This window comes from Streptomyces sp. LS-MS-L19 (assembly GCF_058382285.1).
The window spans coordinates 2575176-2597990 of the sequence record NZ_JBYCLL010000001.1 but is presented as its reverse complement, the minus strand read 5'-3'; the positions used below and the strand labels follow the sequence as shown (position 1 = coordinate 2597990).

Annotated in this window: 22 protein-coding genes and 1 riboswitch; of the genes, 11 read left to right on the top strand and 11 right to left on the bottom strand. The window is 72.6% G+C overall.

The annotated features are described in order from the left end of the window. A complete protein-coding gene (gene thiS, locus AC2XR2_RS11485; RefSeq protein WP_491514960.1) occupies positions 1 to 201 on the bottom strand; it encodes a sulfur carrier protein ThiS in 201 nt (66 codons plus the stop codon). Continuing rightward, positions 198 to 1355: a glycine oxidase ThiO gene (gene thiO, locus AC2XR2_RS11480; RefSeq protein WP_330267518.1), complete on the bottom strand. Its 1158-nt coding sequence runs from the start codon at positions 1353 to 1355 to the stop codon at positions 198 to 200. Before thiO ends, thiS begins: the two co-directional genes overlap by 4 nt. Continuing rightward, a riboswitch (TPP riboswitch) is annotated at positions 1353 to 1465 on the bottom strand. (Overlaps the previous gene by 3 nt.) A gap of 52 nt (positions 1466 to 1517) precedes the next feature. Here thiO and AC2XR2_RS11475 point away from each other — a divergent pair. From AC2XR2_RS11475 to AC2XR2_RS11450, 6 genes are all read left to right on the top strand, one after another. Then, entirely contained in the window at positions 1518 to 1889 is a 372-nt protein-coding gene (locus tag AC2XR2_RS11475; RefSeq protein ID WP_491514959.1) for an avidin-fold protein, read from the top strand. A 32-nt stretch (positions 1890 to 1921) separates the two neighbouring features. Then, the gene (locus AC2XR2_RS11470) at positions 1922 to 3136 is read left to right on the top strand and encodes an NAD(P)/FAD-dependent oxidoreductase (protein ID WP_381308348.1); all 1215 of its coding nucleotides are present in this window, start codon (positions 1922 to 1924) and stop codon (positions 3134 to 3136) included. 299 nt (positions 3137 to 3435) lie between these two features. Next, positions 3436 to 3807 carry an Rv2175c family DNA-binding protein gene (locus tag AC2XR2_RS11465; protein ID WP_123760175.1) on the top strand — a complete coding sequence of 124 codons (372 nt, stop codon included), beginning with the start codon at positions 3436 to 3438 and terminating at the stop codon, positions 3805 to 3807. Positions 3808 to 3900: 93 nt separating this feature from the next. Next, on the top strand, positions 3901 to 4551 hold the full coding sequence (gene thiE, locus AC2XR2_RS11460; protein WP_381308352.1) for a thiamine phosphate synthase: 651 nt from the start codon (positions 3901 to 3903) through the stop codon (positions 4549 to 4551). Positions 4552 to 4649: 98 nt separating this feature from the next. Next, positions 4650 to 5573, top strand: coding sequence for a methylenetetrahydrofolate reductase [NAD(P)H] (gene metF, locus AC2XR2_RS11455; protein WP_356465868.1), 924 nt, complete (start codon positions 4650 to 4652; stop codon positions 5571 to 5573). A 56-nt stretch (positions 5574 to 5629) separates the two neighbouring features. Further along, positions 5630 to 6598 carry an SCO2102 family sporulation regulator gene (locus AC2XR2_RS11450; RefSeq protein WP_491514958.1) on the top strand — a complete coding sequence of 323 codons (969 nt, stop codon included), beginning with the start codon at positions 5630 to 5632 and terminating at the stop codon, positions 6596 to 6598. A gap of 15 nt (positions 6599 to 6613) precedes the next feature. Here AC2XR2_RS11450 and AC2XR2_RS11445 read toward each other — a convergent pair whose 3' ends face one another. The 5 genes from AC2XR2_RS11445 to AC2XR2_RS11425 form a co-directional block, all read right to left on the bottom strand. Further along, on the bottom strand, positions 6614 to 8119 hold the full coding sequence (locus AC2XR2_RS11445) for a phytoene desaturase family protein (RefSeq protein WP_491514957.1): 1506 nt from the start codon (positions 8117 to 8119) through the stop codon (positions 6614 to 6616). 57 nt (positions 8120 to 8176) lie between these two features. Then, positions 8177 to 8782 carry a DUF4126 domain-containing protein gene (locus AC2XR2_RS11440; protein WP_491514956.1) on the bottom strand — a complete coding sequence of 202 codons (606 nt, stop codon included), beginning with the start codon at positions 8780 to 8782 and terminating at the stop codon, positions 8177 to 8179. A gap of 442 nt (positions 8783 to 9224) precedes the next feature. Next, positions 9225 to 9857 carry a TetR/AcrR family transcriptional regulator gene (locus AC2XR2_RS11435; RefSeq protein WP_330267526.1) on the bottom strand — a complete coding sequence of 211 codons (633 nt, stop codon included), beginning with the start codon at positions 9855 to 9857 and terminating at the stop codon, positions 9225 to 9227. Between the two features lie 47 nt (positions 9858 to 9904). Then, a complete protein-coding gene (locus AC2XR2_RS11430; RefSeq protein WP_491514955.1) occupies positions 9905 to 11989 on the bottom strand; it encodes a YhgE/Pip family protein in 2085 nt (694 codons plus the stop codon). Continuing rightward, positions 11961 to 12716 (bottom strand): ATP-binding cassette domain-containing protein, encoded by a 756-nt coding sequence (locus tag AC2XR2_RS11425; RefSeq protein ID WP_491518434.1) that lies wholly within the window; start codon positions 12714 to 12716, stop codon positions 11961 to 11963. Before AC2XR2_RS11425 ends, AC2XR2_RS11430 begins: the two co-directional genes overlap by 29 nt. 197 nt (positions 12717 to 12913) lie before the next feature. Here AC2XR2_RS11425 and AC2XR2_RS11420 point away from each other — a divergent pair, with 197 nt between their 5' ends. The 3 genes from AC2XR2_RS11420 to AC2XR2_RS11410 all read left to right on the top strand — a co-directional run bounded on the left by AC2XR2_RS11420 (position 12914) and on the right by AC2XR2_RS11410 (position 15079). Continuing rightward, the gene (locus AC2XR2_RS11420; protein WP_356465882.1) at positions 12914 to 13483 is read left to right on the top strand and encodes an SAV_6107 family HEPN domain-containing protein; all 570 of its coding nucleotides are present in this window, start codon (positions 12914 to 12916) and stop codon (positions 13481 to 13483) included. Between the two features lie 152 nt (positions 13484 to 13635). Further along, complete coding sequence (locus AC2XR2_RS11415) at positions 13636 to 14406, top strand: methyltransferase (RefSeq protein WP_330267530.1); 771 nt, start codon at positions 13636 to 13638, stop codon at positions 14404 to 14406. A gap of 277 nt (positions 14407 to 14683) precedes the next feature. Continuing rightward, positions 14684 to 15079 carry an SCO2097 family morphological protein gene (locus AC2XR2_RS11410; RefSeq protein WP_053846972.1) on the top strand — a complete coding sequence of 132 codons (396 nt, stop codon included), beginning with the start codon at positions 14684 to 14686 and terminating at the stop codon, positions 15077 to 15079. A 99-nt stretch (positions 15080 to 15178) separates the two neighbouring features. On the opposite strand, the gene AC2XR2_RS11405 is transcribed toward AC2XR2_RS11410, so the two are convergent. From AC2XR2_RS11405 to AC2XR2_RS11390, 4 genes are all read right to left on the bottom strand, one after another. Next, positions 15179 to 17590: a transglutaminase TgpA family protein gene (locus AC2XR2_RS11405; protein WP_491514954.1), complete on the bottom strand. Its 2412-nt coding sequence runs from the start codon at positions 17588 to 17590 to the stop codon at positions 15179 to 15181. Continuing rightward, positions 17590 to 18957 (bottom strand): DUF58 domain-containing protein, encoded by a 1368-nt coding sequence (locus AC2XR2_RS11400; protein WP_491514953.1) that lies wholly within the window; start codon positions 18955 to 18957, stop codon positions 17590 to 17592. The genes AC2XR2_RS11405 and AC2XR2_RS11400 overlap by 1 nt, the downstream gene beginning before the upstream one ends. Then, entirely contained in the window at positions 18957 to 19991 is a 1035-nt protein-coding gene (locus tag AC2XR2_RS11395; protein ID WP_330267533.1) for an AAA family ATPase, read from the bottom strand. Before AC2XR2_RS11395 ends, AC2XR2_RS11400 begins: the two co-directional genes overlap by 1 nt. A 260-nt stretch (positions 19992 to 20251) precedes the next feature. After that, on the bottom strand, positions 20252 to 20857 hold the full coding sequence (locus tag AC2XR2_RS11390) for a beta-class carbonic anhydrase (RefSeq protein ID WP_330269760.1): 606 nt from the start codon (positions 20855 to 20857) through the stop codon (positions 20252 to 20254). 354 nt (positions 20858 to 21211) lie between these two features. Here AC2XR2_RS11390 and rsmH point away from each other — a divergent pair, with 354 nt between their 5' ends. Further along, positions 21212 to 22168: a 16S rRNA (cytosine(1402)-N(4))-methyltransferase RsmH gene (gene rsmH / locus AC2XR2_RS11385; protein WP_330267534.1), complete on the top strand. Its 957-nt coding sequence runs from the start codon at positions 21212 to 21214 to the stop codon at positions 22166 to 22168. A 51-nt stretch (positions 22169 to 22219) separates the two neighbouring features. Next, positions 22220 to 22813: a cell division protein FtsL gene (ftsL, locus tag AC2XR2_RS11380; RefSeq protein WP_491514952.1), complete on the top strand. Its 594-nt coding sequence runs from the start codon at positions 22220 to 22222 to the stop codon at positions 22811 to 22813. Positions 22814 to 22815: the final 2 nt, after the last annotated feature.

Here is a 22815-nt window from a genome sequence, read left to right as displayed (position 1 = left end):
TCAGCCTCCTTGGACAGCGGTGAGGACTTCCACGCGGTCTCCCTCGGCGAGGGAGGTCGAGGACCACTGCGCCCGGGGGACGACGGTTTCGTTGAGCGCGGCGGCGACCCCGGAGGGCGCCGGGGTCAGGGCCCGTACGACGGTGTCGAGAGCGGTGCCGGGAGCGAACTGGCGCGGCTCCCCGTTGACGGAGATGTTCATGCCGGCTGCTCCACCCGCTCCAGGAACCGCCGCGGGGTGAACGGGCGGGCCACCTCCGGGAGTTCGCCGGTGGTCAGGACGTGCGCCATGGCGTCCCCGGTGACCGGCGTCAGCAGCACGCCGTTGCGGTAGTGCCCGGTGGCGAGGAGCAGGCCGGGCAGGTCCGTCGGGCCGAGCAGGGGCGCGTTGTCGGGGGAGCCCGGACGCAGGCCCGCGCGGGTCTCCGTCAGCGGCAGCTCGGTGATGCCGGGGACCAGTTCGTGCGCGTCCCGCAGCAGTTCGTACACCCCGCCCGCGGTCACCGTGGTGTCCCAGCCCAGCTCCTCGCTGGTCGCGCCGATCACCAGCTCGCCGTTCTCGCGCGGCACGAGATAGACCTGGCTGCCGCGCACGACGGCCCGCACGGTACGGCTCAGGAAGGGCGCGTACCGGGGCGGCACGGTCAGGCGCAGCACCTGGCCCTTCACGGGCCGCACGGGCGGCAGGAGGGCCTCGGGGACCCCTTCCAGGCGGCCGCTGAGGCTCCCGGCGGCGAGCACGGTCCGGCCCGCGTCCAGTTCGTCGCCGTCCGTGGTGGTGATCCCGGCGGCCCGGCCCCGGACGACCCGCAGACGTTGCGCCCACGCGCGGTGGAACACCACACCCGCCCGCTCGCACGCGGCCAGCAACGCGCGCGTGAGGCGGCGCGGATCGATCTGGTGGTCGCCGTCCACCCGCAGCCCGCCCCGCACCCCCGGCGCGAGCATCGGCTCCAGTCGGCGGCACTCGCGCCCCGACAGCCACTCCGACTCCAGGCCCGACTGCCGCTGGAGGGCGTGCAGTTCGCGCAGATGGGCGCGGTCGTCGGCGTCCAGGGCCACGGCGAGCGTGCCGCAGCGGCGGTAGCCGAGGTCCTGCCCGGTCAGGTCGGTGAGCTCGGCCGCGAAGTCCGGGTAGCGGCGGGCCGAGGCGAGGTTCAGACCGAGCAGGGTCTGCTCGCCGTAGTGGAGTTCGGTGACGGCGGCCAGCATCCCGGCGGCCACCCGGGCGGCCCCGCCGCCCGGTTCCGGGTCCACCACGGCCGTGCGAAGACCGCGTTGCGCGGCCCGCCAGGCCGTGACCAGGCCGATGATGCCGCCCCCGACGACGAGGACGTCTGACGTACGTGAGGACATGGGCGTCCAGCCCCTCCCTTCGCCGGCATGACCCGGATCAGGTTCGTACGGTCGGAGGCCGCCCAGCCTCCCTCTCAGCCCGGTGCGTCCGGGCTCCCGCGAGTGCTCTACGTTGGCCACCCTAGCCCGACGCCGTATGTCTCAGTAAGGGAGCCTCTTTTCGTGGCACGCTCGCTCGACGGTCTCGTCCTCGCCCCGGTCGTCGACCAGGCTCCGGGTCAGGTGGGTACCCGGACCCGGTTCACGTACCACGAGAAGGACGGGGAGATCTGGGCCGAGTACACGGGCGGCGACGTCGTACGCGGGCACCTGGTCGGCACCCGCGCGGGGGACCGGCTCGACTTCCGCTACGTCCAGCTCAAGCACGACGGGACGACGTCCTCGGGTCGCTCTCTCTCCACGGTCGTGGACCTTCCCGACGGCCGCGTGAGGCTGGAGGAGACATGGGAGTGGGAGTCGCAGCCGGGCAGCGGCACGAGTGTCGTGGAGCAGGTCGGCGAGGTTGTGCAGCAGGTCACGGCGCACGACTCCTGACTGACTGATTGTCAGTTGGCTAGGGTGATCAAATGACCGAGCAGACGCAGGCGCAGCGGCGGGTGGTCGTGGTCGGGGCGGGCATGGCCGGCGTGCAGACCGCGGTCGCGCTGCGCGAACAGGGCTTCCAGGGCACCGTCACGGTGATCGGCGCGGAGCCGCATCAGCCGTACGACCGTCCGCCGCTCTCGAAGGCGGTCCTGCTGGGCAAGGCCGAGGGTTCCGCCTTCGACGTGGACTTCGAGGCCCTCGACATCGAACTGCTGCTCGGCCGCGAGGCGCTGGGCGTGCGCCCCGACGCGCACGAACTGGACACCGAGGCCGGGGTCGTGCCGTACGACGTCCTGGTCCTCGCCACCGGCGCCGAACCCATGCGGCTGCCCGGGACCGAGGGCGTGCCCGGCGTGCATCTGCTGCGCACCCTGGACGACGCCGAGCGGCTGCGGCCCGTGCTCGCCCGCCGGCACGACATCGTGGTCGTCGGAGCGGGCTGGATCGGCGCCGAGTTCGCCACCGCCGCGCGCGAGGCGGGCTGCGCGGTGACGGTCGTGGAGGCCGCCGACCGGCCGCTCGCAGGCGCGCTGCCCGCCGAGGTGGCCGCGCCGATGACGTCCTGGTACGCCGACGCGGGGGCCGATCTGCGCACCCACGCGCGCGTGGTGCGCGTCGAGCCCGGTGAGGTCGTCCTGGACGACGGCTCCCGGGTGGCCGCCGACGCGGTCGTGGTCGGCATCGGCGCCCGGCCCGCCACGGCCTGGCTCGCCGGTTCCGGCATCGAGCTCGGCGCGCACGGCGAGGTCGTCGCCGACGAGCGGCTGCGGACCTCCGCGCCGGACGTCTACGCGGTCGGCGACTGCGCCTCCTTCCCCTCGGGGCGGTACGGCGAACGGCTGATGGTCCACCACTGGGACAACGCCCTCCAGGGGCCCCGCACGGTCGCCGCCGCCGTCCTGGGCGAGACCTCCGCGGTCTACGACCCGGTCCCGTACTTCTGGTCCGAGCAGTTCGGCCGTTTCGTCCAGTACGCCGGCCACCACGCGGCCGCTGACACGACCCTGTGGCGCGGGGAGCCGTCCGGCCCCGCCTGGTCGGTGTGCTGGCTCCGCGACAACCGCCTGGTCGCCCTCCTGGCGGTCGGCCGCCCCCGCGACCTGGCCCAGGGCCGCCGCCTGATCGAGGCGGGCACGGAGATCGTCCCGGACCTGCTGACGGACCCGGCGAGACCGTTGAAGGCGGCGACTGCGTGAGCGCCGGGCCGGCAGCATACGGTCCGGCGGCGGCCGGCCGCGCGGTGCTCGGAGGGCGCGGATCGGCGGCCGTGGCAAGCGGTGCTCGGAAGGTCGGGCGAGTGGCCGTGGGGAGCGGGTGGACTCCGGTTGGCTCCTTTCCGCCGCTTTCCACCCCTTTCGTCCCGCGGGTGGCCGTCCGTACGCAGTCGGTCGAACGCGTCCACGCCCGTCGGTGGACCGGCGTCCAGGCCCCCTGACGGCCCCGCCGGAGGCGCCCCGGCTTCCGACTGTCAGTGCGGGATGGCACGCTTAATCCCGTGACCGAGATTGACGCAAAGATCGATGCTCTCGTCCCCGCCTGGCTCACCCTCCCCGACATCGCAGAGATGCTGGACGTCGAGGTGACGCGTGTGCGGCAGCTGGTCAAGGAGGGCCAGCTCATCGCCGTACGCCGTGGTGAGAACCGCGCGCTGCACGTCCCCGCCGCCTTCATCGACGGGGCCGAGCAGAAGGTCGTCAAGGGCCTGTCCGGCACCTTGACGCTCCTGAGGGACGACGGCTTCACCGACGAAGAGATGCTGGAGTGGCTCTTCACCCCCGACGAGAGCCTGCCCGGTACCCCCGCACAGGCCCTGAGCGAGAATCGCGGCACGGAGGTGAAGCGCCGGGCCCAGGCGCTCGCCGTCTGACCTGACAGCACCGGCGTACGGGCCGGGCCCGCCGGGGCCGCGGCCGCGGTCGAGCACGGCCCGTACACCACCGAACCCGGGGGAGACTCACGCATGCCCGACACCGCCCGCGCCCAGCTGGCCGACGCCCGTGTCTACCTGTGCACGGACGCCCGCAAGCGCCAGGGCGACCTCGCCGAGTTCCTGGACGCCGTCCTGGCCGGCGGCGTCGACATCGTGCAGCTGCGGGACAAGGGCATGGAGGCGGCCGAGGAGCTGGAGCACCTCGAGGTCCTCGCCGATGCCTGTGCCCGGCACGGCAAGCTCCTCGCGGTCAACGACCGGGCCGACGTGGCCCACGCCGCCGGCGCCGACGTACTCCATCTGGGCCAGGGCGACCTCCCCGTCCCCGCCGCCCGGGCGATCCTCGGCGACGACGTCCTGATCGGCCGCTCCACCCACGCCGAGCCGGAGGCCGCCGCGGCCGCGACGCAGGACGGTGTGGACTACTTCTGCACCGGCCCCTGCTGGCCGACCCCCACCAAGCCCGGCCGGCACGCCCCCGGCCTGGACCTGGTCCGGTACACCGCGGCCCTCGGTACCGACCGCCCCTGGTTCGCCATCGGCGGCATCGATCTCGGCAACCTCGACGAGGTCCTGGAGGCCGGGGCCCGCCGGGTCGTCGTCGTGCGGGCGATCACCGAGGCGGACGATCCCGGCGCGGCCGCCGCGGAGTTCGCGAAGCGGCTCCGGCACGCGCTGTAACCGCCTCAGGTGTCCGAGGGGTGGACAACAAGTCGACAATCCGGGCAAATTTCCCGGATCCGGTTGGGTGGCCGCCGCCCCCTGACTAACCTTCCGGTATGGCCCTCGGAACCGCATCCACCAGGACGGACCGCGCACGCACGGTGCGCGACATGCTCGCCACGGGCAAGACGACGTACTCCTTCGAGTTCTCGGCGCCCAAGACTCCCAAGGGTGAGCGAAACCTGTGGAGCGCGCTCAGGAGGGTCGAGGCGGTCGCCCCGGACTTCGTCTCCGTGACGTACGGCGCCGGCGGCTCCACCCGCGCGGGCACCGTCAAGGAGACCCAGCAGATCGTCGCGGACACCACCCTGACCCCGGTCGCCCACCTCACCGCGGTCAACCACTCCATCGCCGAACTGCGCAACATCATCGGCCAGTACGCCGACGCCGGGATCCGCAACATGCTGGCCGTGCGCGGCGACCCGCCCGGCGACCCCATGGGCGACTGGCTGGCCCACCCGCAGGGCCTGACCTACGCCGCCGAACTCGTCCGGCTCATCAAGGAGTCGGGCGACTTCTGCGTGGGCGTCGCGGCCTTCCCGGAGATGCACCCGCGCTCCGCGGACTGGGACACCGACGTCACCCACTTCGTCGACAAGTGCCGGGCCGGCGCCGACTACGCCATCACCCAGATGTTCTTCCAGCCGGAGTCCTATCTGCGCCTGCGTGACCGAGTCGACGCGGCGGGCTGCGCGACGCCCGTCATCCCCGAGATCATGCCCGTGACCAGCGTGCGGATGCTGGAGCGGCTCCCGCAGCTCAGTAACGCGATCATCCCCTCCGCCCTGAAAGAGCGGATCCTCACAGCAAAGGACGATCCGGCCGCTGTACGCTCGATCGGAATCGAGTTCGCCACGGAGTTCTGCGCGCGTCTGCTGTCCGAGGGAGTGCCCGGACTGCACTTCATCACGCTCAACAACTCCACGGCATCGCTGGAAATCTACGAAAACCTGGGCCTGCACCACCGACCGCAGGCCTAGACCGGCCGCACGGATATACGACACACTGCGTAGCGGTCACTGGGAGAGGGGCGTACATGGGCTGGACGGTCCTCTACATCGCGTTCGGATTCGTCGCGCTGTGGCTGCTCGGCGAAGTGCTGTTGCAGTACAAGGCGCGGCTGCGCTGGCGGGTGCTCGCCTTCGTCGGCTTCCTGGGCGTGGTCCTCGGCGTGCTGATCTCGCAGGTCGTCGTCATCGGTCTCGGCGCGATCGCGTTCGCGGTCGGCCAGACCTACGTCACCCTGTCGTTCCGCCGCGGCTTCGAACAGGGCTGGGCGGTCAACCCGCCGGCCGCGCTGGGCGGTCTGACCGGCGGCAAGAAGAGCCGCCGGGAGCGCGGCCGCGAGGAGCCCGCGCTGGACGTCTCGGACCTGGACTCGGGTGCCGCGGCCTACGGCGACGAGACCGGGTACGACCAGTCTCGCCCGGACACCGCCGGTTACGGTCACGACGACGACTACGACCGCGACGACGTCTTCACCCCGGCGCGCTCGGCCACGGCCGCCGAGACCACCTCGGTCTACGAGCCCCAGCCCATGCCCGACGACACCGGTTCCTACGGCGTGTACAGCGATGCCGGCTACGGCGGCGGCCAGTCCTACGCCGCCGCGGGCCAGCCCCAGGACCAGTACGCGACGGCCGCCGCCGACCAGACGTACGGCTACGACGGCTACTCCGGCTACGACCAGCAGCAGTACGGCTACGACGCGAGCGGGCAGCAGCAGTACGCCGCCTACTCCGACCCGTACATCGGGACGCAGACCTACGGGACGGGGTCGTACGACACCTCCTACGGCGGTCAGCAGCAGTTCGCCCAGCAGGGCTACGACCAGTACGGCGGGACCTACGGCGGCGAGACGCCGGCCGGCGGGGTCTGGGTGCCGCAGCAGCGCACCGACGAGTACGGCGGCGAACTCCCGCAGGAGCAGCAGTACTACCAGGACAACAGCGGCCAGGGACACCAGAACCAGGGCCAGGGGTACGACGAGCAGTACCGCTTCTGACGCCGGGCGGCTCCCTCACTGGGAGCCGCGGAACTCCGGCCCCTCCACGATGAGTCCGGCGACCAGGGCGCCTGACATCCCGGCGTGCGGGAGCCCGCCCCCGGGGTGCGACCAGCCGCCGGCCGTGAACAGGCCCGGAAGCGCGGTGCTGTTGGACGGGTGCAGTGTCCCCTCCCCGCCCGCCAGCGAGGGCGGCGGGACGGCACCGCCCTGAGCGCCCGTCTCCCGTTCGGTGTCCACCGGTGTGCGCACCTCGCGCCACAGGATTCGCTCCCGCAGCCCCGGAACCGCCCGCTCGGCCGCCGCGAGCATCCGCTCCGCGAAGGCGTCGACGACCCCCGGCGTGATCCAGTCGTGCCCCCGCCCGCACGGCACGGTCGCCGTCAGCACCATGGACTCGTGTTCCGCGTCGGGGCGCAGGGCCGGGTCGTCCGGCCGGTCGATCCGGATCGTGGGCTCGGGCGTCTGCCCGTGCCGGAACAGGTCCAGCTCGCCCTCCGGGTCGGGGCCGTGGACCACCGTGCGGTGCACCGCGTCCGGCTCGCGGGGGCCGCTCAGGGCGAGACACACCACGACTCGGCCCGGGTGCAGGTCCTCGGCGTCGGGAGGGACGTCCTCCGAGCGGTGGAGCTCACGACCTGTCACCAGGTCGCGCAGTCGCCAGGGTCCGGTGCCGACGACCATGTCCGCCTCCACGACGGTCCCGCCGGACAGCTCCAGGCCTGCCGCGCGGCCGTCCTTCTCCAGGACCCCCGTCACCTCGGCGCGGAAGTGGAACTCGACCTTGCGCTTGACGCACCGCTCGTACACGGCCCGCGCCAACTCCCGCATGCCGCCACGGACATACCAGGTCCCGAAAGCGTGCTCCATGTACGGCAGGACGGCCGCGCTTGCCGGGGCGGTGCCGGGGTCCACGCCGTACGCGAGCGCGTGGCCGTACAACAGGGCCGCCAGCCGGGGGTCCCGCAGCTCCCAGGCGCCCACCTCGGCCAGGGTGCCGGCCCGCCGGGTGCGCAGGAACTTCTTGTGCGGCACCGACGGATACGGCTCGCGCTCCGCCAGCACCGACCAGTTGGGCCACAGCGGCTCCTCCAGGAGCGGTCTGCGCGTGCGGTCCCAGGTCTCGCGGGCCCGGACGAGGAAGTCGCCCCAGCGGGCGCCGGCGCCTGCGCCCAGGGCCTCGTCGAGCGCTGCGACGACTCCCGCGCGGGACGCGTTCGGCAGGGACACCTCGGTGCCGTCCGCGAAGACGTGCCGTGACGACGGGTCGACCTGGACCAGCTCGACGACCGACTCCAGCGGCTCCTTGCCGGTCTTGACGAACAGGTCGCGGTAGACCGCGGGGAGCGTGAGCAGTCCGGGACCGGTGTCGAAGGCGAACCCGTCCCGCTCGAACCGGCGCACCGCTCCGCCGTACGTCTCCGTCCGCTCGTACACCGCCACCCGGTGGCCCGCGACGGCCAGCCGGGCAGCGGCCGCCATCGCGCCCATCCCGGCGCCGATCACCGCAATCCTTGCCATGCCTGCGACTTTATCGGCCGCCACTGACAGTTCCGGCCGGTCGGGGTGGGTGCCCCGTCAGGCAGGTGGTCGTGCCGCCAGTTGTCTCTCCTCCTTGCGCTGCGCCCTGCGTCTGCGGAATCTGCGGATCCGGGAGATCAGGAAGTACAGCACCACCAGGCCCGCCAGCAGCAGTGCGCCCGCGATGACCGCCGCCGCCGTGGGGTGGAATATCGCGAACGAGACGATGCCGGCCACCCCCAGGTCCTCGGCCACGCTCAGGGCGATGTTGCTGAAGGGCTCGGGGGAGGTGTTGACGGCCATCCTCGTGCCCGCCTTGACCGTGTGGCTGGCCAGCGCCGTCGAGCCGCCCACCAGACCCGCGACCACGTCGTTGAGCGAACCGCTCTGACCGGCGAGCAGCGCGCCGACCCAGGCGCCCGCGACCGGCCGGACCACGGTGTGCACGGAGTCCCACGCCGAGTCGACGTACGGGATCTTGTCGGCCACCGCCTCGCACAGGAACAGCACGCCCGCGATGGTGAGGACCTCGGGGCGCTGTAGGGCTTCGGGGACGTCGTCGCTCAGCCCGGTCGCGCCGAACACGCCGAGCAGCAGCACCACCGCGTACGCGTTGACACCGCTGGCCCAGCCGCTGGTGAACACCAAGGGGAGTACGGACACGGACGCGATCGTAACCAGTCGGCCACAGGGCGTCCTGGGGATGAGCACGCAGGACTGAGTATCCGTACCTAGGGGGTGAGATGAGTACGCGCGCGGATGGGCTCCGACCTGCGTGAACGGGAAAGTGGAGGCACGGCGAAGGGGAACGGCTCCGGCACCGGCGACACGGGGCGCCGGAACGGAGCCGCCCCGGACCCGCTCCTTCCGCCGGCCGCGGTCGGCGGGAGCGAGGCACGGGGGAACCCGGAAAGCGGGGGAACGACCGAACGGGGGCCCAACGGGGGGAACCGGGGGGCACGGGGGAAATCGGGGGACACGGGGGAAGAAGGCGCCGGTTCGAGGTGGCCCGCGGGGGACGCGGCCACACCGGACCGGCGCTTTCGCATGCCGGCGAAGAGCTTGTTCCGGATGCCGACCCCGCGCCGTCGCTGGCCGCCCCGCCTCAGCCTCTGCCCCCGCTCACCCTCCCCTGCAACAGCCGGGACAGCGCCGCGTGTACGTCGTCCAGGGAGCGCTCGGGTTGGAAGGACTGCCAGTCCAGGGCGGCCACCAGGACCATGCCGACCAGCGCGGAGGCGGTCAGCGGGACGTCGATCTCGTCGCTGAACTCGCCGTTCTCCACGCCTTCGCGCAGCACGCCCTCCACGACCGCCACGGCCTCCTGACGGACCACCATGAGCGTGGACTGCCATGTCCTGTTGGTGCGCCACAGCTCGGCCACGTACAGCTGGGTGAAGGCCGGGTAGCGGTCGATGAAGACGAGGCCCGCGCGGATCATCGCGTCCAGGGCGTCCACCTTGCCGCCGCCCGCGCGTGCCGTCGCTTCCGCCGCCTCCCGCAGAGAGGCGGTGAGCAGGCCCACGCCGTGCCGCAGCAGCTCCTCGAAGAGCACCGACTTGCTCGCGAAGTTGTAGTAGACCGTGCCCTTCGCGACTCCGGCCCGCTCGGCGATCTCGTCGACCGTGGTGGCGGAGAAGCCCTGCTCGGCGATGAGCGTGACGGCCGCCTCGTAGAGCTTCTGCCGGGTGGCCTCGCGGCGCGTGCTGACGCCCGCCGTGGCGCTGCTGCTTTCCATGGTCCTGATTCTCACAGGCGTCAGGGCCCCTGAGGTGGCGGAACGGCTCACAGGGTCAGCTCCGGGTGCAGCCGGTCCAGTGTCCACACCTGGCGGCGGCGCGCGGACACGGCGGTCAGCGCGAGGGCGCCCGCGGTGAAGGCGAGGAGCACCACGCACGCGTGCCACACCGGAGCGAGACCGCCGCCCGTGATGAGCCTCCGGAGGGCCTCGACGACGTAACTCATCGGCAGGAACGGGTGCAGCGCGTTGAAGAAGCCCGGGCTGGTCTGGACGGGATACGTGCCGCCCGCCGACGTCAGCTGGAGCATCAGGAGGGCGAGGACGAGGATCCGGCCCGCCGCTCCGAAGCGTGCGTTCAGCCACTGGACGATCGCCGCGAAGCACGCCGTCACCAGGAACAGGAAGCCCACGGTCCCGGCCGCGCGGGTCATCTGGAGGCCCACGGCCCAGTGCAGCACCGACATCAGGGCCACCGTCTGGAGCACCCCGATCGCGACCACCGGCAGCCAGCCCGCCAGCGCGATCCGCCAGGCCGCGGCACCGGCGGCGAGCGCCCGCCGGTTCATCGGCGCGATCAGCATGTACGCCACCATGGCGCCCACCCACAGGGACAGCGGGATGAAGTAGGGGGCGAAGCCGGTGCCGTAGTTCGGCGCCTTGTGCAGGTCCTTGGAGACCAGCTGGACCGGGTCGGCCATCACGTCGGTGCGCCGGTCGCGGTCCTTCTTGTCGTAGTCGGGGATCTGCGAGGCGCCGTCGCGCAGACCGTCCGCGAGCCTCCCGGAGCCGTCGGCGAGCTTGTACATGCCGCCGGTCAGGGTGTCGGCGCCGGTCCTGAGCCTGCCCACGCCGTGATCCAGGGCTTGAGCGCCGGTGCTGGCGCTGCCCAGTCCCGAGTGGAGCGTCCTGGCCCCGGCGGCGACCTTCCGCGCGCCCTCGTTCAGCTTGTTGACCTTCGCCACGGCGTCGTCGAGGTCCTCGGAGAGCCGGGGCGCCCGGTCGGCGAGCGCCCTTGCCTGCTCCTGGAGGCCGGCGAGCTGTCCGTCGAGCTTCTTCAGGTCGCCGTTCTGGTCGGCGACCAGGGCGTTGACGTCGTCGGCGACCCTCGCCACGTCCTCGGCTGCCTGAGCGGCCTTCCTGAGGTCGGCGCAGGCCGCGTCCGGCAGGACCGGGTCCGTGCAGCGCGTCCTGTAGACGGCGTTCAGGGTGTCGGCGGCCTTGTGGGCTCCCCGGGCGGCCGCCGGGGCGGTCCTCACCAGGGTGCCGAGGTTGTGGCGGACGGCTCCGGCGGAGTCGGCGACGAGCCGCGCGGTGTCGCCGATGCTCTTCTCGTTGCCGGCGACGAAGGGCCCCACCTTGTCCGCGATTCCGTTGACCCGGTCGGCGAGCGTCTGCGTGCCGTCGGCCACCTGCCGTGCGCCGGCCGCGAGTTCGCCGGAGCCCGAGTCGAGCCTGGCCAGCCCGTCCGACAGCTTGCCGCTGCCCGCCTGGGCGTCCTTCAGGCCCGCGGCGAGATCCTGGAAGCCCTTCTCCGCCTTGCCGATGCCGCCCTCCAGGTCGTCGGCGCCGTTCGCGGCCTTCACGGTGGCGCCGTGGATGTCGGAGAAGGAGATGAAGATCCGGTCCAGGAAGGACCGCGAGGCCTTGGTGGACGCGGCCTGGCGCACCTCGGCGAAGACGGTCCGCGAGATCTGCCCGACGATGTAGTTGTTGGCGTCGTTCGTACGGACCTGGAGCGCACCCGTCTCGGGGGAGTCGCCCGCGCTGGAGGCGATCCGCCTGCTGAAGTCGCCCGGCATGGTCAACGACAGGTAGTAGGTGCCGTCCTCGACGCCCTTGCGGGCCTCCGCGGCGCTCACCTCGTGCCAGTCGAAGGTGTCGCTCTCGCGCAGCCCCTTGGTGATGTCCTCGCCCGCCGTGAGCCTGTGGCCGTCGGCGGTGGCGCCCTTGTCGTCGTTCACGAGGGCCACCGGGATGCGGTCCAGGCGGCCGTAGGGGTCCCAGAAGGACCACAGGTACAGCGCGCCGTAGAGCAGCGGCAGCACCAGAAGGGCCACCAGCGCGGCCCGCGGCAGCTTCCCCCTGCCGAAACGGCGCAGCTCAAGCGCGGCCAGTCGCGGTGATCGCATCGCTCGTCCCCTCACTGGTCTCGTCCTTCTCGGTCTCGGCCCGCGTGGACACCGTCACCGCGTCCTCCGGTGCCTCGCTGCACACCGCCACCACCGTCGTCCCGGCCGCGGCGAGCGACCTGAGCAGTGCCCAGGCCCCGGCCCGCTCGGCGTCGGACAGCTTCAGGTCCAGGTCGTCGACGGCGAGCAGCCGCGGGCGGCCGATCAGCGCCAGGGCGATCGACAGCCGCAGGGCCTCCAGGCGCTCCAGATCGCGTACGGCGGTCCGCGCGCCCTTGGGCAGCGGCTCCAGGTCGAGCCCGGCGGCCGTCAGGGCGGTGTCGATCCGCAGCCCCGCCTCGGCCGTACGCTCGGCGCGCGGTCGCAGCAGCGCGCGCACCGAGTCACCGAACCGGCGCTGGAGCAGGGCCCGTTCGCGCAGGTGCTCCCCGACGGTCAGGGCGGGGTCGAGGTCGGTGACCCCGGCGACGTTCGACGGCGCGCTGATCCGGCGTACCGCCGCGAGCTGCTTGGGCAGTCGCGCCCCGCCCACGGTGGCCGTCCCCTCGGAGGCCTTCATCCGCCCGGTGAGCGCGAGCAGCAGACTCGTGCGGCCGGACCCCGAAGGCCCCTCGACGGCGATCAGCGCACCGGACTCCGCGGCGAGGTCGATCCCGCGGAACGCCCAGCCGCGAGGGCCCTTCAACCCGAACCCCTCGGCCGTGACAGCTGCTCCGTCCACGGCCACCCCCTGACTCTGCTCCAAGCGGACTCTTCTTGAACCGCCAACTTTTTGAACTGACTGGTCAGTGCAAAAATAGACCCGAACCTGCGATCGAAGCAAAACCGCAGGTCAGAACGGATTGTCAGTGCCATACCTCACGATGGGCACATACGGCACTCCGTAGCGGGATGTGCCGTCAACCAGACGACAGGAGGTTCGTCATGGCCAGCTACCACGCAGCCGCCGCCCGTCGGCGCCGCGCCACCGGCCCTGCCCCCTCACTGACCGGCCCGGCGAGCGACGTACACCCCGTGCTGCGCCGGGCGACGGCCCCGCCCGCCGCCCTCGACCTGCTCGCCCAGGCCCGTGCCGGCCTCGACGAGGCCTCGGCGCTGGAGACGCCGAACGAGCGCTACGCCACGGCACACCTCGCCGCCCTGCGCACCGCGGCCGCCGTGCTCGCCGCGCGAGGGCGTCCCGAGCCCACGCCCCGACGGCGCGCCAAGATCCGGAGTGCCTGGGAAGTGCTCCCGGAGATCGCGCCCGAGCTCGCCGAGTGGAGCGCGCTCTTCGCCTCCGGGGCCCGGCGCCGTGCCCGGGCCGAAGCGGGCATCCAGGGCGCGGCCAGCCGTCGGGACGCGGACGACCTCATACGTGACGTGGCGATGTTCCTGCGCCTCGTCGAGCGGATGCTGGTCCTCCAGCCGGTCCTGCCCCAGCCACGCCAGGACGCGGACGAGCCCGAGGGGAGCGGCCACGGCACCGACCGCGACTTCCCGGATGCCGGGTGACGGGACGAGCGGTGCACCGCGTGCCGGGGGCCGGCAGGTCCGCCGTTCGAGATGTGCGGCGGGCGGGCCACCGGAGTGACCAGGTGGGGTACCGGAGGCAATAGGGTGGAAGGCGCCTGAGACCTTCCCACCGCGCCGAGGAGCCACCTGCCGTGTCGGACCCGCTGCGACCCCGCGCCTCCCTCCGTACCGCCGTGGTCTGGGACGTCCTCCAGGACGCCCTCGACCGCCGGGTCAAGGCCACGGGACGCCAGGCGCTGGACGTCCTCGACACCGGGGGCGGCAGCGGCAACTTCGCGGTGCCCGTCGCCCGCCTCGGCCACCAGGTCACCGTCGTCGACCCCAGCCCCAACGCGCTGTTCGCACTGGAGCGCCGCGCCGCCGAGGCCGGAGTCGCCGACCGCGTGAAGGGCGTCCAGGGCGACGCCCACGGCCTCTTTGACGTGGCCGAGCGCGGTGCCTACGACGTGGTGCTGTGCCACGGCGTCCTGGAGTACGTCGACGACCCCGCCGAGGGCGTGCGCAACGTGGTGGCCGCCCTGCGCCCCGAGGGTGTCCTCAGCCTGCTCGCCGCGGGACTCGGCGGCGCCGTGCTCGCGCGGGCCCTGGCCGGTCACTTCAAGGAGGCCCGGCAGGCGCTCGGCGACCCGGACGGCCGCTGGGGCGACGGCGACCCCGTGCCGCGCCGCTTCACCGCCGAACAGCTCACCGCGCTCGTCGAGGGCGCGGGCCTTTCCGTGGGCGCCGTGCACGGCGTGCGGGTCTTCGCCGACCTGGTGCCCGGAGTGCTCGTGGACACCGAGCCCGGCGCCGTGGAGGCCCTGCTGAAGCTGGAGGAGGCGGCGGCCGAACTCCCCGCCTTCCACTCCGTGGCCACCCAGCTCCATGTGCTCGGCGAGACGCGCGAGGCCACCGGGGCCTGAGCCGCCTCCTGTGCCGTACTGCTGATCAGGTACTTGCCGGCACATGGAGTACGCCACAGGCCCCCCGATAAGGCGCCCAGCGCCGTATGATCGAGGGAGACCGCCCGGCATGACGGGACGGCAGCTGGGGAATGACAAGATTCAGCGGCCGGAGCGTTCATGGCGGATTCCGGTTGGCCAATTGGCGCAGAGGGGCGGGTTTCACGGGGGCGATTCCCTGCCTATCCTGAAGGGACCCCCCGAGTCGCCCCGGCGACTGCACGATGAGGAGGACTCCGTGCCGCTCTCGGAGCACGAGCAGCGCATGCTCGAGCAGATGGAGCGAGCGCTGTACGCCGAAGATCCCAAGTTCGCGTCGGCGCTCGAGGGAAGCGGGCTGCGTACGTACACCCGGCGGCGGGTCTACCAGGCAGTTGCCGGCTTCCTCGTGGGTATCGCGCTCCTCATGGCCGGTATGGTCGCCAAGCAGGTCTGGCTCAGCGTGGTGGGGTTCCTCGTCATGCTGGGTTGTGCGGTACTCGCCGTGACCGGCTGGCGCAAGGCCCCCAAGCCGGGTGAACAGCCCGCGGCGGGCGCTCCGCACGCCCGTCGACAGGGACGTCAGAAGCGCTCGATGATGGACCGGATCGAGCAGCGCTGGCAGAAGCGCCGCGACGAGCAGGGCGGCCAGTAGCCGCTCGACAAGCAGCTCCCACAGATGTGCTGAGGGGGTGAGCACCCGGCCGGGTGCTCACCCCCTCACGTACGTGCGCCTCCCTCGGGGCGGCGCCTTTCAGCCTTCCTGCCCCGACGGCTTGCGCAGGGCCGGCCGGGCCGCCACCGCGCGCGACCTGACCCCGGCCCACCACTCCGACGCCGCCCACACCACTCGGGCGGTCGAACGCGGGGCGATCAGTGCGCGGATCCGGGTGCCCCGGCTGACGGAGTCGCGCAGCCCACCGATCACCCGGTGGACGTCCTGGGCCAGCCCGGCCGTCAGCCGCGGCCGCGGGGCGTAGAGCACCTGCTCCACGGCGTCCGCCACCCGGTGCACCGAGGCCGCGGCGGTGGCGTCCAGATGCCCGAGCCGTACGATCCGCGCCGCGGCCTTGCGCGGGGTCTGCGAGTCGTCCGGTGGGATCCCGAAGTCCCACGCCGTGTCGGTCAGCTCCTGCCAGGCCGCCAGGGTGTGCGCGGCGGCGTCCGCCTCGCTGCGGCCGTGACCGCCCAGACGGGCCGCGCGGGTGCGCAGCCGCCACAGCATCGGCGACAAGGGGACCAGCAGCACGGCCAGCCCGACGAGCACCCAGAACAGCAGCTTCAGGTACCACCACGAGCCCTGCACGGCCCACCAGGGGTCGTTGCCGCCGCCACCCGCCACCGCAGCCGGGGACGCGCTGTCGCACGCCTCCAGCTTCCGCAGCTGAGGCGAGCAGCTCTCGCTCGCCGAGGGCGAGGCCGACGGCTCCGTGGAGGAGCCCGCGGACGGCCGGGGGATGTCCGGGTTCGCGTTGCCGGTGGCGTCCGGGACGGTGTACGAGGGCACCGTGCCCCGGGTCGGGGTGGGCTCGAAGCGGGTCCAGCCCACCCCCTCGAAGTACAGCTCGGGCCAGGCGTGGGCGTCCTTGAGGCCCACCGACACCGAGCCGTCCGCCTGCGGGGTGCCGGGCGCGAAGCCCACCGCGACCCGGGCCGGGATGCCCAGGGAGCGGGCCATCGCCGCCATGGCGAACGAGAAGTGGACGCAGAAGCCCTGCTTGTCGCGCAGGAAGTTGGCGATCGCGTTGGGCCCGTCGCCGACCTCCACCTGGGTGTCGTACTCGAACCCGCCGTTCACCGCGAAGTAGTCCTGGAGGTCGACCGCCTGCTCGTAGTGGTTCTTCGCGTCCGCGGTGACCTCACGGGCGGTCTTGGCCACCACCGCGGGCAGGGAGTCGGGCAGCTCGGTGTAGTCGCGCTCGATGGCCGGGGGAGGGGCCGGCGCCGAGGCCAGCTGCTCCGCCGTCGGCTGCACGTCCAGGCTCGTCACCTGGTAGTCGAGCCCGCGCGTGTTCTGCCCGTGGTCGCCGACGAGGGCCATGCCCTGGGGCTCGTAACGCCAGTTGCCGCTGATCTTGACACCGCTCGGCGGGTACGGCATCGGCAGGTAGTCCTGGGCGTACCAGTTCGCCGCCTCGATGGTCGTCTTCACCTCGGTGCGCTTGACGTCGGTGCCGAGGCCGATCGGGGTGGGGAACTCGTCCGGAACGCCAGTGAGGGACCGCTTGGACGGCTTCCAGGTGCGGCCGTCGAAGTCGTCCAGGGAGACGATCCGCAGGTACAGGTTGGAGATGTCGGTGGTGCTGCCCGTCTGCAGGGACATGACCTGGCGGTCCTCGTCGACGTTCAGGCTGTCGCGCAGGGAGAGCAGGGGGTTCACCGCGGAGATCGTGCCGCCGTTCCCGTTGCCCGCGCCCACGCCCGCACCGGCGGCGTCCAGGAGACCGCCGCTCATCGAGGGCAGCCCGAGCGGGACCACCAGCGCGATGCCCAAGGCGAGCACGCCGATGCGCCGCCCGGTGCGGACCGGGGCCACCGGGCCGGTGTCGATACCCGGGGTGCGCGCGGCCCCGCCGAAGACGCGGCCCCACTGCGAGAGCCGGTCGCGGCCCTCGGCCAGGAGCAGCAGCAGATAGCCGCCCGCCGCGACCAGGAACCACAGCCAGCCGCCCCCGCCGTCGGACAGTCCCGCCGCGACGGAGTACAGCGCCAGCAGCGGCAGGCCCGCGGGTGCAGCGCTGCGGAAGGTCACCGCGAGGGTGTCCACCGCGAGGCCGATGATCAGCACCCCGCCGAACACCATCAGCTTGATGCCCTCGGACTCCAGGGGCGCCGGGATCGCGTACCGCGCGATGTCGTCGCCGCCCTGCTGGAGCAGGTCCCCGAAGTGCAGGAAGGCGCTCGGGCCGGGGATCAGCCCGAGGAAGGCCTGGTCACGGGCGAAGATCAGGGTCAGCATCACCAGCGTGACGACCGTCTGGGCCGCCACCGTCAGGGGCCGGGCCAGCGGGATGCGCCGGGTCACCGAGCCCACCACGGTCTGCACGCCCAGCAGGAAGGCCGCCTGGACGATCCAGGTGACCGGCTCGACCAGCGGGAGCAGGGCGCACGCGGCCATCAGTGTGGCTGCCCACGCGCACAGCGCCAGTCGTGCCCGCCCGCTCATCACGATGCCTCCCCGGCGCCGGCCGCACCGGCGCCCGTGCGCTCGCGGTCCGCGAGACGCCACAGCTCTTCCAAAGAGGTGCCCCTGGGCACACCGAGGGCCGTCCAGCCGGCCTCGCGCAGCATCCGCAGCCGCTCCTCGTGCTCCGTCGCGGGCCCCGGCACATCGGTCGGCTCGCGAACCCAGCTCTCGCTGTCCAGCACGAAGGCGAGCGCGCCGCCGCTGCGCTGCCGCATCTTGGCGGCCACCGTGGCCTGCTCCTCGTCGAGGTCGCCGAAGAAGGCCACCAGCAGCCCTTCGTTCCCGCGGCGCAGCACGTCGTAGGCGAGGGACAGACCGGTGCCGACGGAGTGGTCGATCACCGCGAGGGTGTCCATCATCAGCCCGGCCGCGTCCGCCGTCCCCTGGCTGGCGCCCGCGAAGCCGTCGGCGCCCTCACCGGGCACGGAGTTGCCGGTGTCCGTCAGAAGCCGTACCGAGAAGCCGCGTTCGAGCATGTGGACCAGGACCGAGGCGGCGCCCGAGACGGCCCACTCGAAGGCCGAGTCCGGACCCGCGCCCGCGTAGGCGAGGCCCCGGGTGTCCAGGAGCACCGTGCAGCGGGCGCGCTGGGGCTGCTCCTCGCGGCGGACCATCAGCTCGCCGTAGCGGGCGGTGGAGCGCCAGTGGACCCGGCGCAGGTCGTCGCCGTAGCGGTAGCCGCGCGGGATCACGTCGTCCTCGCCGGCCAGCGCGAGCGAGCGCTGCCGGCCGTCGCCGTACCCCTTGGCCTCGCCGCTCAGCCGCACCGGCGGCAGCGCCTCCACGCGCGGGATCACGGTCAGGGTGTCGTACGTCGAGAAGGAGCGGGTCAGCTCGCACATCCCGAACGGGTCGGTCAGGCGCAGCTGGAGCGGGCCCAGCGGGTAGCGGCCGCGCAGGTCGGAGCGGACGCGGTAGGAGACCTCGCGGCGGCCGCCCGGCTCGACGCGGTCGAGCACGAAGCGGGGGCGCGGGCCAAGGACGTAGGGGACGCGGTCCTGGAGCATCAGCAGGCCGGTGGGCAGCCGCGAGACGTTGTCCATGCGCAGATGGACGCGGGCCTCGCTGCCGGCCGGCACGCGCGCGGGGGAGAGCCTGCGGCTGCCCGCGACCCGGTAGCGGGTGCGGTAGAGCACGGTGGCGCACACCAGGGGCAGCACGGCGAGCAGCAGGCCGACCCGCAGCAGGTCGCTCTGGCCCAGGACGTAGGCGCAGATCGCGGCCGCGATGCCGGCCGCGAAGAAGGAGCGGCCCCGGGTGGTCAGACCGGCCAGCGCGGTGCGCACCCCGCCCTTGTCGCCCCGGTCGGCCTCGGGGCCGCCGGCCGAGGGCACACCGGAGGACATCACAGGCTCCGCGGCGGCTGCTGCGGATAGGCGGGCGCGCCCCGGCCGATCCCGATGCCGCCCTGCTGGGGCGCGGCGGGAACCGCGGTGCGCTGGAGGATCTCCTGCACGACCTGCTCCGCGGTGCGCCGGTTCAGCTGGGCCTGGGCGGTGGGCAGCAGCCGGTGGGCGAGGACGGCCACGGCGAGCGCCTGGACGTCGTCCGGCAGCGCGTACTCGCGGCCGCTGAGGGCGGCGGAGGCCTTGGCGGCGCGCAGCAGGTGCAGCGTCGCGCGCGGGGAGGCCCCGAGTCTGAGGTCCGGGTGGGTGCGGGTGGCGGCGACCAGGTCGACGGCGTACCGCCGGACCGTTTCGGCGACATGGACACCGCGGACGGCCTCGACCAGCTTCACGATGTCGTGCGCGTGGGCCACCGGCTGGAGGTCCTCCAGCGGGCTCACCCCGCCGTGGATGTCGAGCATCTGGAGCTCGGCCTCCACGCTGGGGTAGCCGACCGAGACCCGCGCCATGAAGCGGTCGCGCTGGGCCTCCGGGAGCGGGTAGGTGCCCTCCATCTCGACCGGGTTCTGGGTGGCGACCACCATGAAGGGGCTGGGCAGCTCGTAGGTCTGCCCGTCGATGGTGACCTGGCGCTCCTCCATCGACTCCAGGAGCGCCGACTGGGTCTTCGGCGAGGCGCGGTTGATCTCGTCGCCGATCACGATCTGCGCGAAGATCGCACCCGGCTTGAACTCGAAGTCACGGCGCTGCTGGTCCCAGATGGACACGCCGGTGATGTCCGAGGGCAGCAGGTCGGGCGTGAACTGGATGCGGCGCACCGAGCAGTCGATGGACCGCGCCAGGGCCTTGGCCAGCATCGTCTTGCCGACGCCGGGGACATCCTCGATCAGCAGATGTCCCTCGGCGAGCAGCACGGTCAGAGAGAGCCGTACGACCTCGGGCTTCCCCTCGATCACGCCCTCCACCGAACTGCGTACCCGCTCCACGACGGCGGTCAGATCAGTGAGGCTCGATCGATCGTCATAGGTGGTCACCCGGCCCTCCTCGGCCCGTACTTTCCGGGCCGACGCTCTGTGATGCGTAACCGGCCCACCCCGAATCACGGACACCACGCGTGAAAAGTTCCGCGTGACGCCACACCCGCATTCTTGCTGCCGTTACCGTTTCGTGTCACTCGACTGTGGACAACTGGCTGCACTATGTCGGGTCTTACGGTGTTTTGGGCACCCCAGGGGCCGAAATCAACAGCGAAACGACAGCTGAGCGGCCGCCGGGCGGCCGCTCGCCGCGGGCGCTACGCGGGGTCGACCTCGCGCAGCAGACCCGTCTTCACGTCGAAGACGAAGCCTCGCACGTCGTCGGTGTGGAGCAGGAACGGCGAGGTCCGCACGCGCTGCATGGACTGCCGTACGTCCTGGTCGACGTCCCGGAACGACTCCACCGCCCACGCCGGACGCTGGCCGACCTCCATCTCCAGCTCGGTGCGGAAGTCCTCGGTGATCGCCTCGAGGCCGCAGCCGGTGTGGTGGATGAGGACGATGCTGCGGGTGCCGAGCTTGCGCTGGCTGATGGTGAGCGAGCGGATCACGTCGTCGGTGACCACACCGCCCGCGTTGCGGATGGTGTGGCAGTCGCCGAGTTCCAGGCCGAGCGCCGCGTGCAGGTCGAGACGGGCGTCCATACAGGCCACGACGGCGACGTGCAGGACGGGGCGGGCGTCCATGCCGGGGTCCGTGAACGCAGCGGCGTACCGCTCGTTGGCCTCGACCAGGCGGTCGGTCACGGCGCCGCCGCGGGTTATGGCGCCTTCGGTGGGAACGGATGCGGAAGTCGTCATAACCATGACGGTACTGGTCACGGCCGACTCGGTCCTGCGGTGAGATGGGAAAAAGAGCGTCATCACGTCCTCTGTGTGAGGTAACCCACAAGAGCGCCTGGTGCACCCGAACGGGTGGTTTCCGTTCATTTGCCGCTTCGAGTCCGCGTCGATGCGCGACGCGCAGGCCGGTTGATTGACCGCGCGACACCGTGGACTAAAGTGACGCGAAGCGGGAGGCGAGGCCTCCCTGCTGTCATTCCCCGGAGGCCCCGGCTCACGCACGGACGGTCTCCCCGCGTGCGCGGCGCGTACGTACGGCTCGGCCTCCTCCCGCTTGCGGTCGGCTGACGCTTCCGGCGCCGGCCGGCCTCCCCTTCCACGAGCGGGCGGGGACCCGGCGGTGCGTAGGGCCCGTGCCGGACCTGAGAGGCCCCCTTGAGTCAGAGTCGACACGTTCCGGTGATGCTCCAGCGGTGCCTGGACCTGTTGGCCCCCGCCCTGGAGCGGCCCGGAGCGGTCGTCGTCGACTGCACCCTCGGCCTCGGCGGCCACAGCGAGGCCCTGCTCCAGCGCTTCCCCGAGGCCCGGCTCGTCGCCCTCGACCGCGACAAGGAGGCCCTGCGCCTGTCCGGCGAACGCCTCGCGCCCTACGGCGAGCGCGCCACCCTCGTGCACGCGGTCTACGACGAGCTCCCCGACGTCCTCGACCGGCTCGGCATCGCGCGCGTGCAGGGCGTCCTCTTCGACCTGGGCGTCTCCTCCATGCAGCTCGACGAGGCCGACCGCGGCTTCGCCTACGCCCAGGACGCCCCGCTCGACATGCGCATGGACCAGACGACCGGGATGAGCGCGGCCGAGGTCCTCAACACCTACCCGCCGGGCGAACTGGTCAGGATCCTCAGGGCGTACGGCGAGGAGAAGCAGGCCAAGCGGATCGTGTCCGCGATCGTGCGCGAGCGCGACAAGGAGCCCTTCACCAACAGCGCGCGGCTCGTCGAGCTGATCCGGGACTCCCTGCCGCAGGCCGCCAAGCGCACCGGTGGCAACCCGGCCAAGCGCACCTTCCAGGCCCTGCGCATCGAGGTCAACGGCGAACTCGCCGTCCTGGAACGGGCGATCCCGGCCGCGGTCGAGGCGCTCGCCGTGGGCGGCCGGATCGCCGTGCTGTCGTACCACTCGCTGGAGGACCGGCTCGTCAAGCAGGTCTTCGCGGCCGGTGCCGCCACCACCGCCCCGCCCGGACTGCCCGTCGTCCCCGAGCAGTACCAGCCCCGGCTCAAGCTGCTCACGCGCGGTGCCGAACTTCCCACCGAGGAAGAGATCGCCGAGAACCGGCGGGCCGCACCGGCGCGCTGCAGGGGCGCCGAGCGAATCAGGGAGTCCATCGAGTGAAGTGCGTGAGCCGCGCAGGTGAGTTGGGGAAACGGACTCACTGGAGGGTGTGTGAGTAGGAAACCCGAACTGAGGGGGAGGGCGGCCCGCCTCGCACGCCTGTTCCCCGGCCCCACGAGCTCCGGACAGGCGGCCCGCACCCCCTTCGTGCTCCTCGTGGTCCTGCTCCTCGGCGGTGGCCTCATCGGCCTGCTGGTGCTGAACTCGGCGCTCAGCGAAGGGTCGTTCAAGCTCACCGACCTCCAGAAGGACACCAAGAGCCTCACCGACGAACAGCAGGCCCTCCAGCGGGACATCGACGCCTACTCCGCGCCCGACGCCCTGGTGCGCCGCGCCCGCGAACTCGGCATGGTGCCCGGCGGCGACCCGGCGTTCCTCGACCCCGACGGAACCGTCAAGGGCGTCCCGTCCCCCGCCGCCGCCGACCCGGCCTCCCTGCGGATGCCGCTCGTCCTCGCCCCCGAGGTGATCGACAGCGCGACCGCCCCGACGCCCGCGGCCGACGCCACCCCGGCCACCGTGCCCACCCCGACGGAAACCGTCGAGCCGGTCACCGGGACTACTCCCGCGCAGGTCCCGCCCGCCGGGGCCGCCCTCCCCGAAGCCACGCCCTCCACGAACCCGACCCCGACCCCCGGCAGGTGACG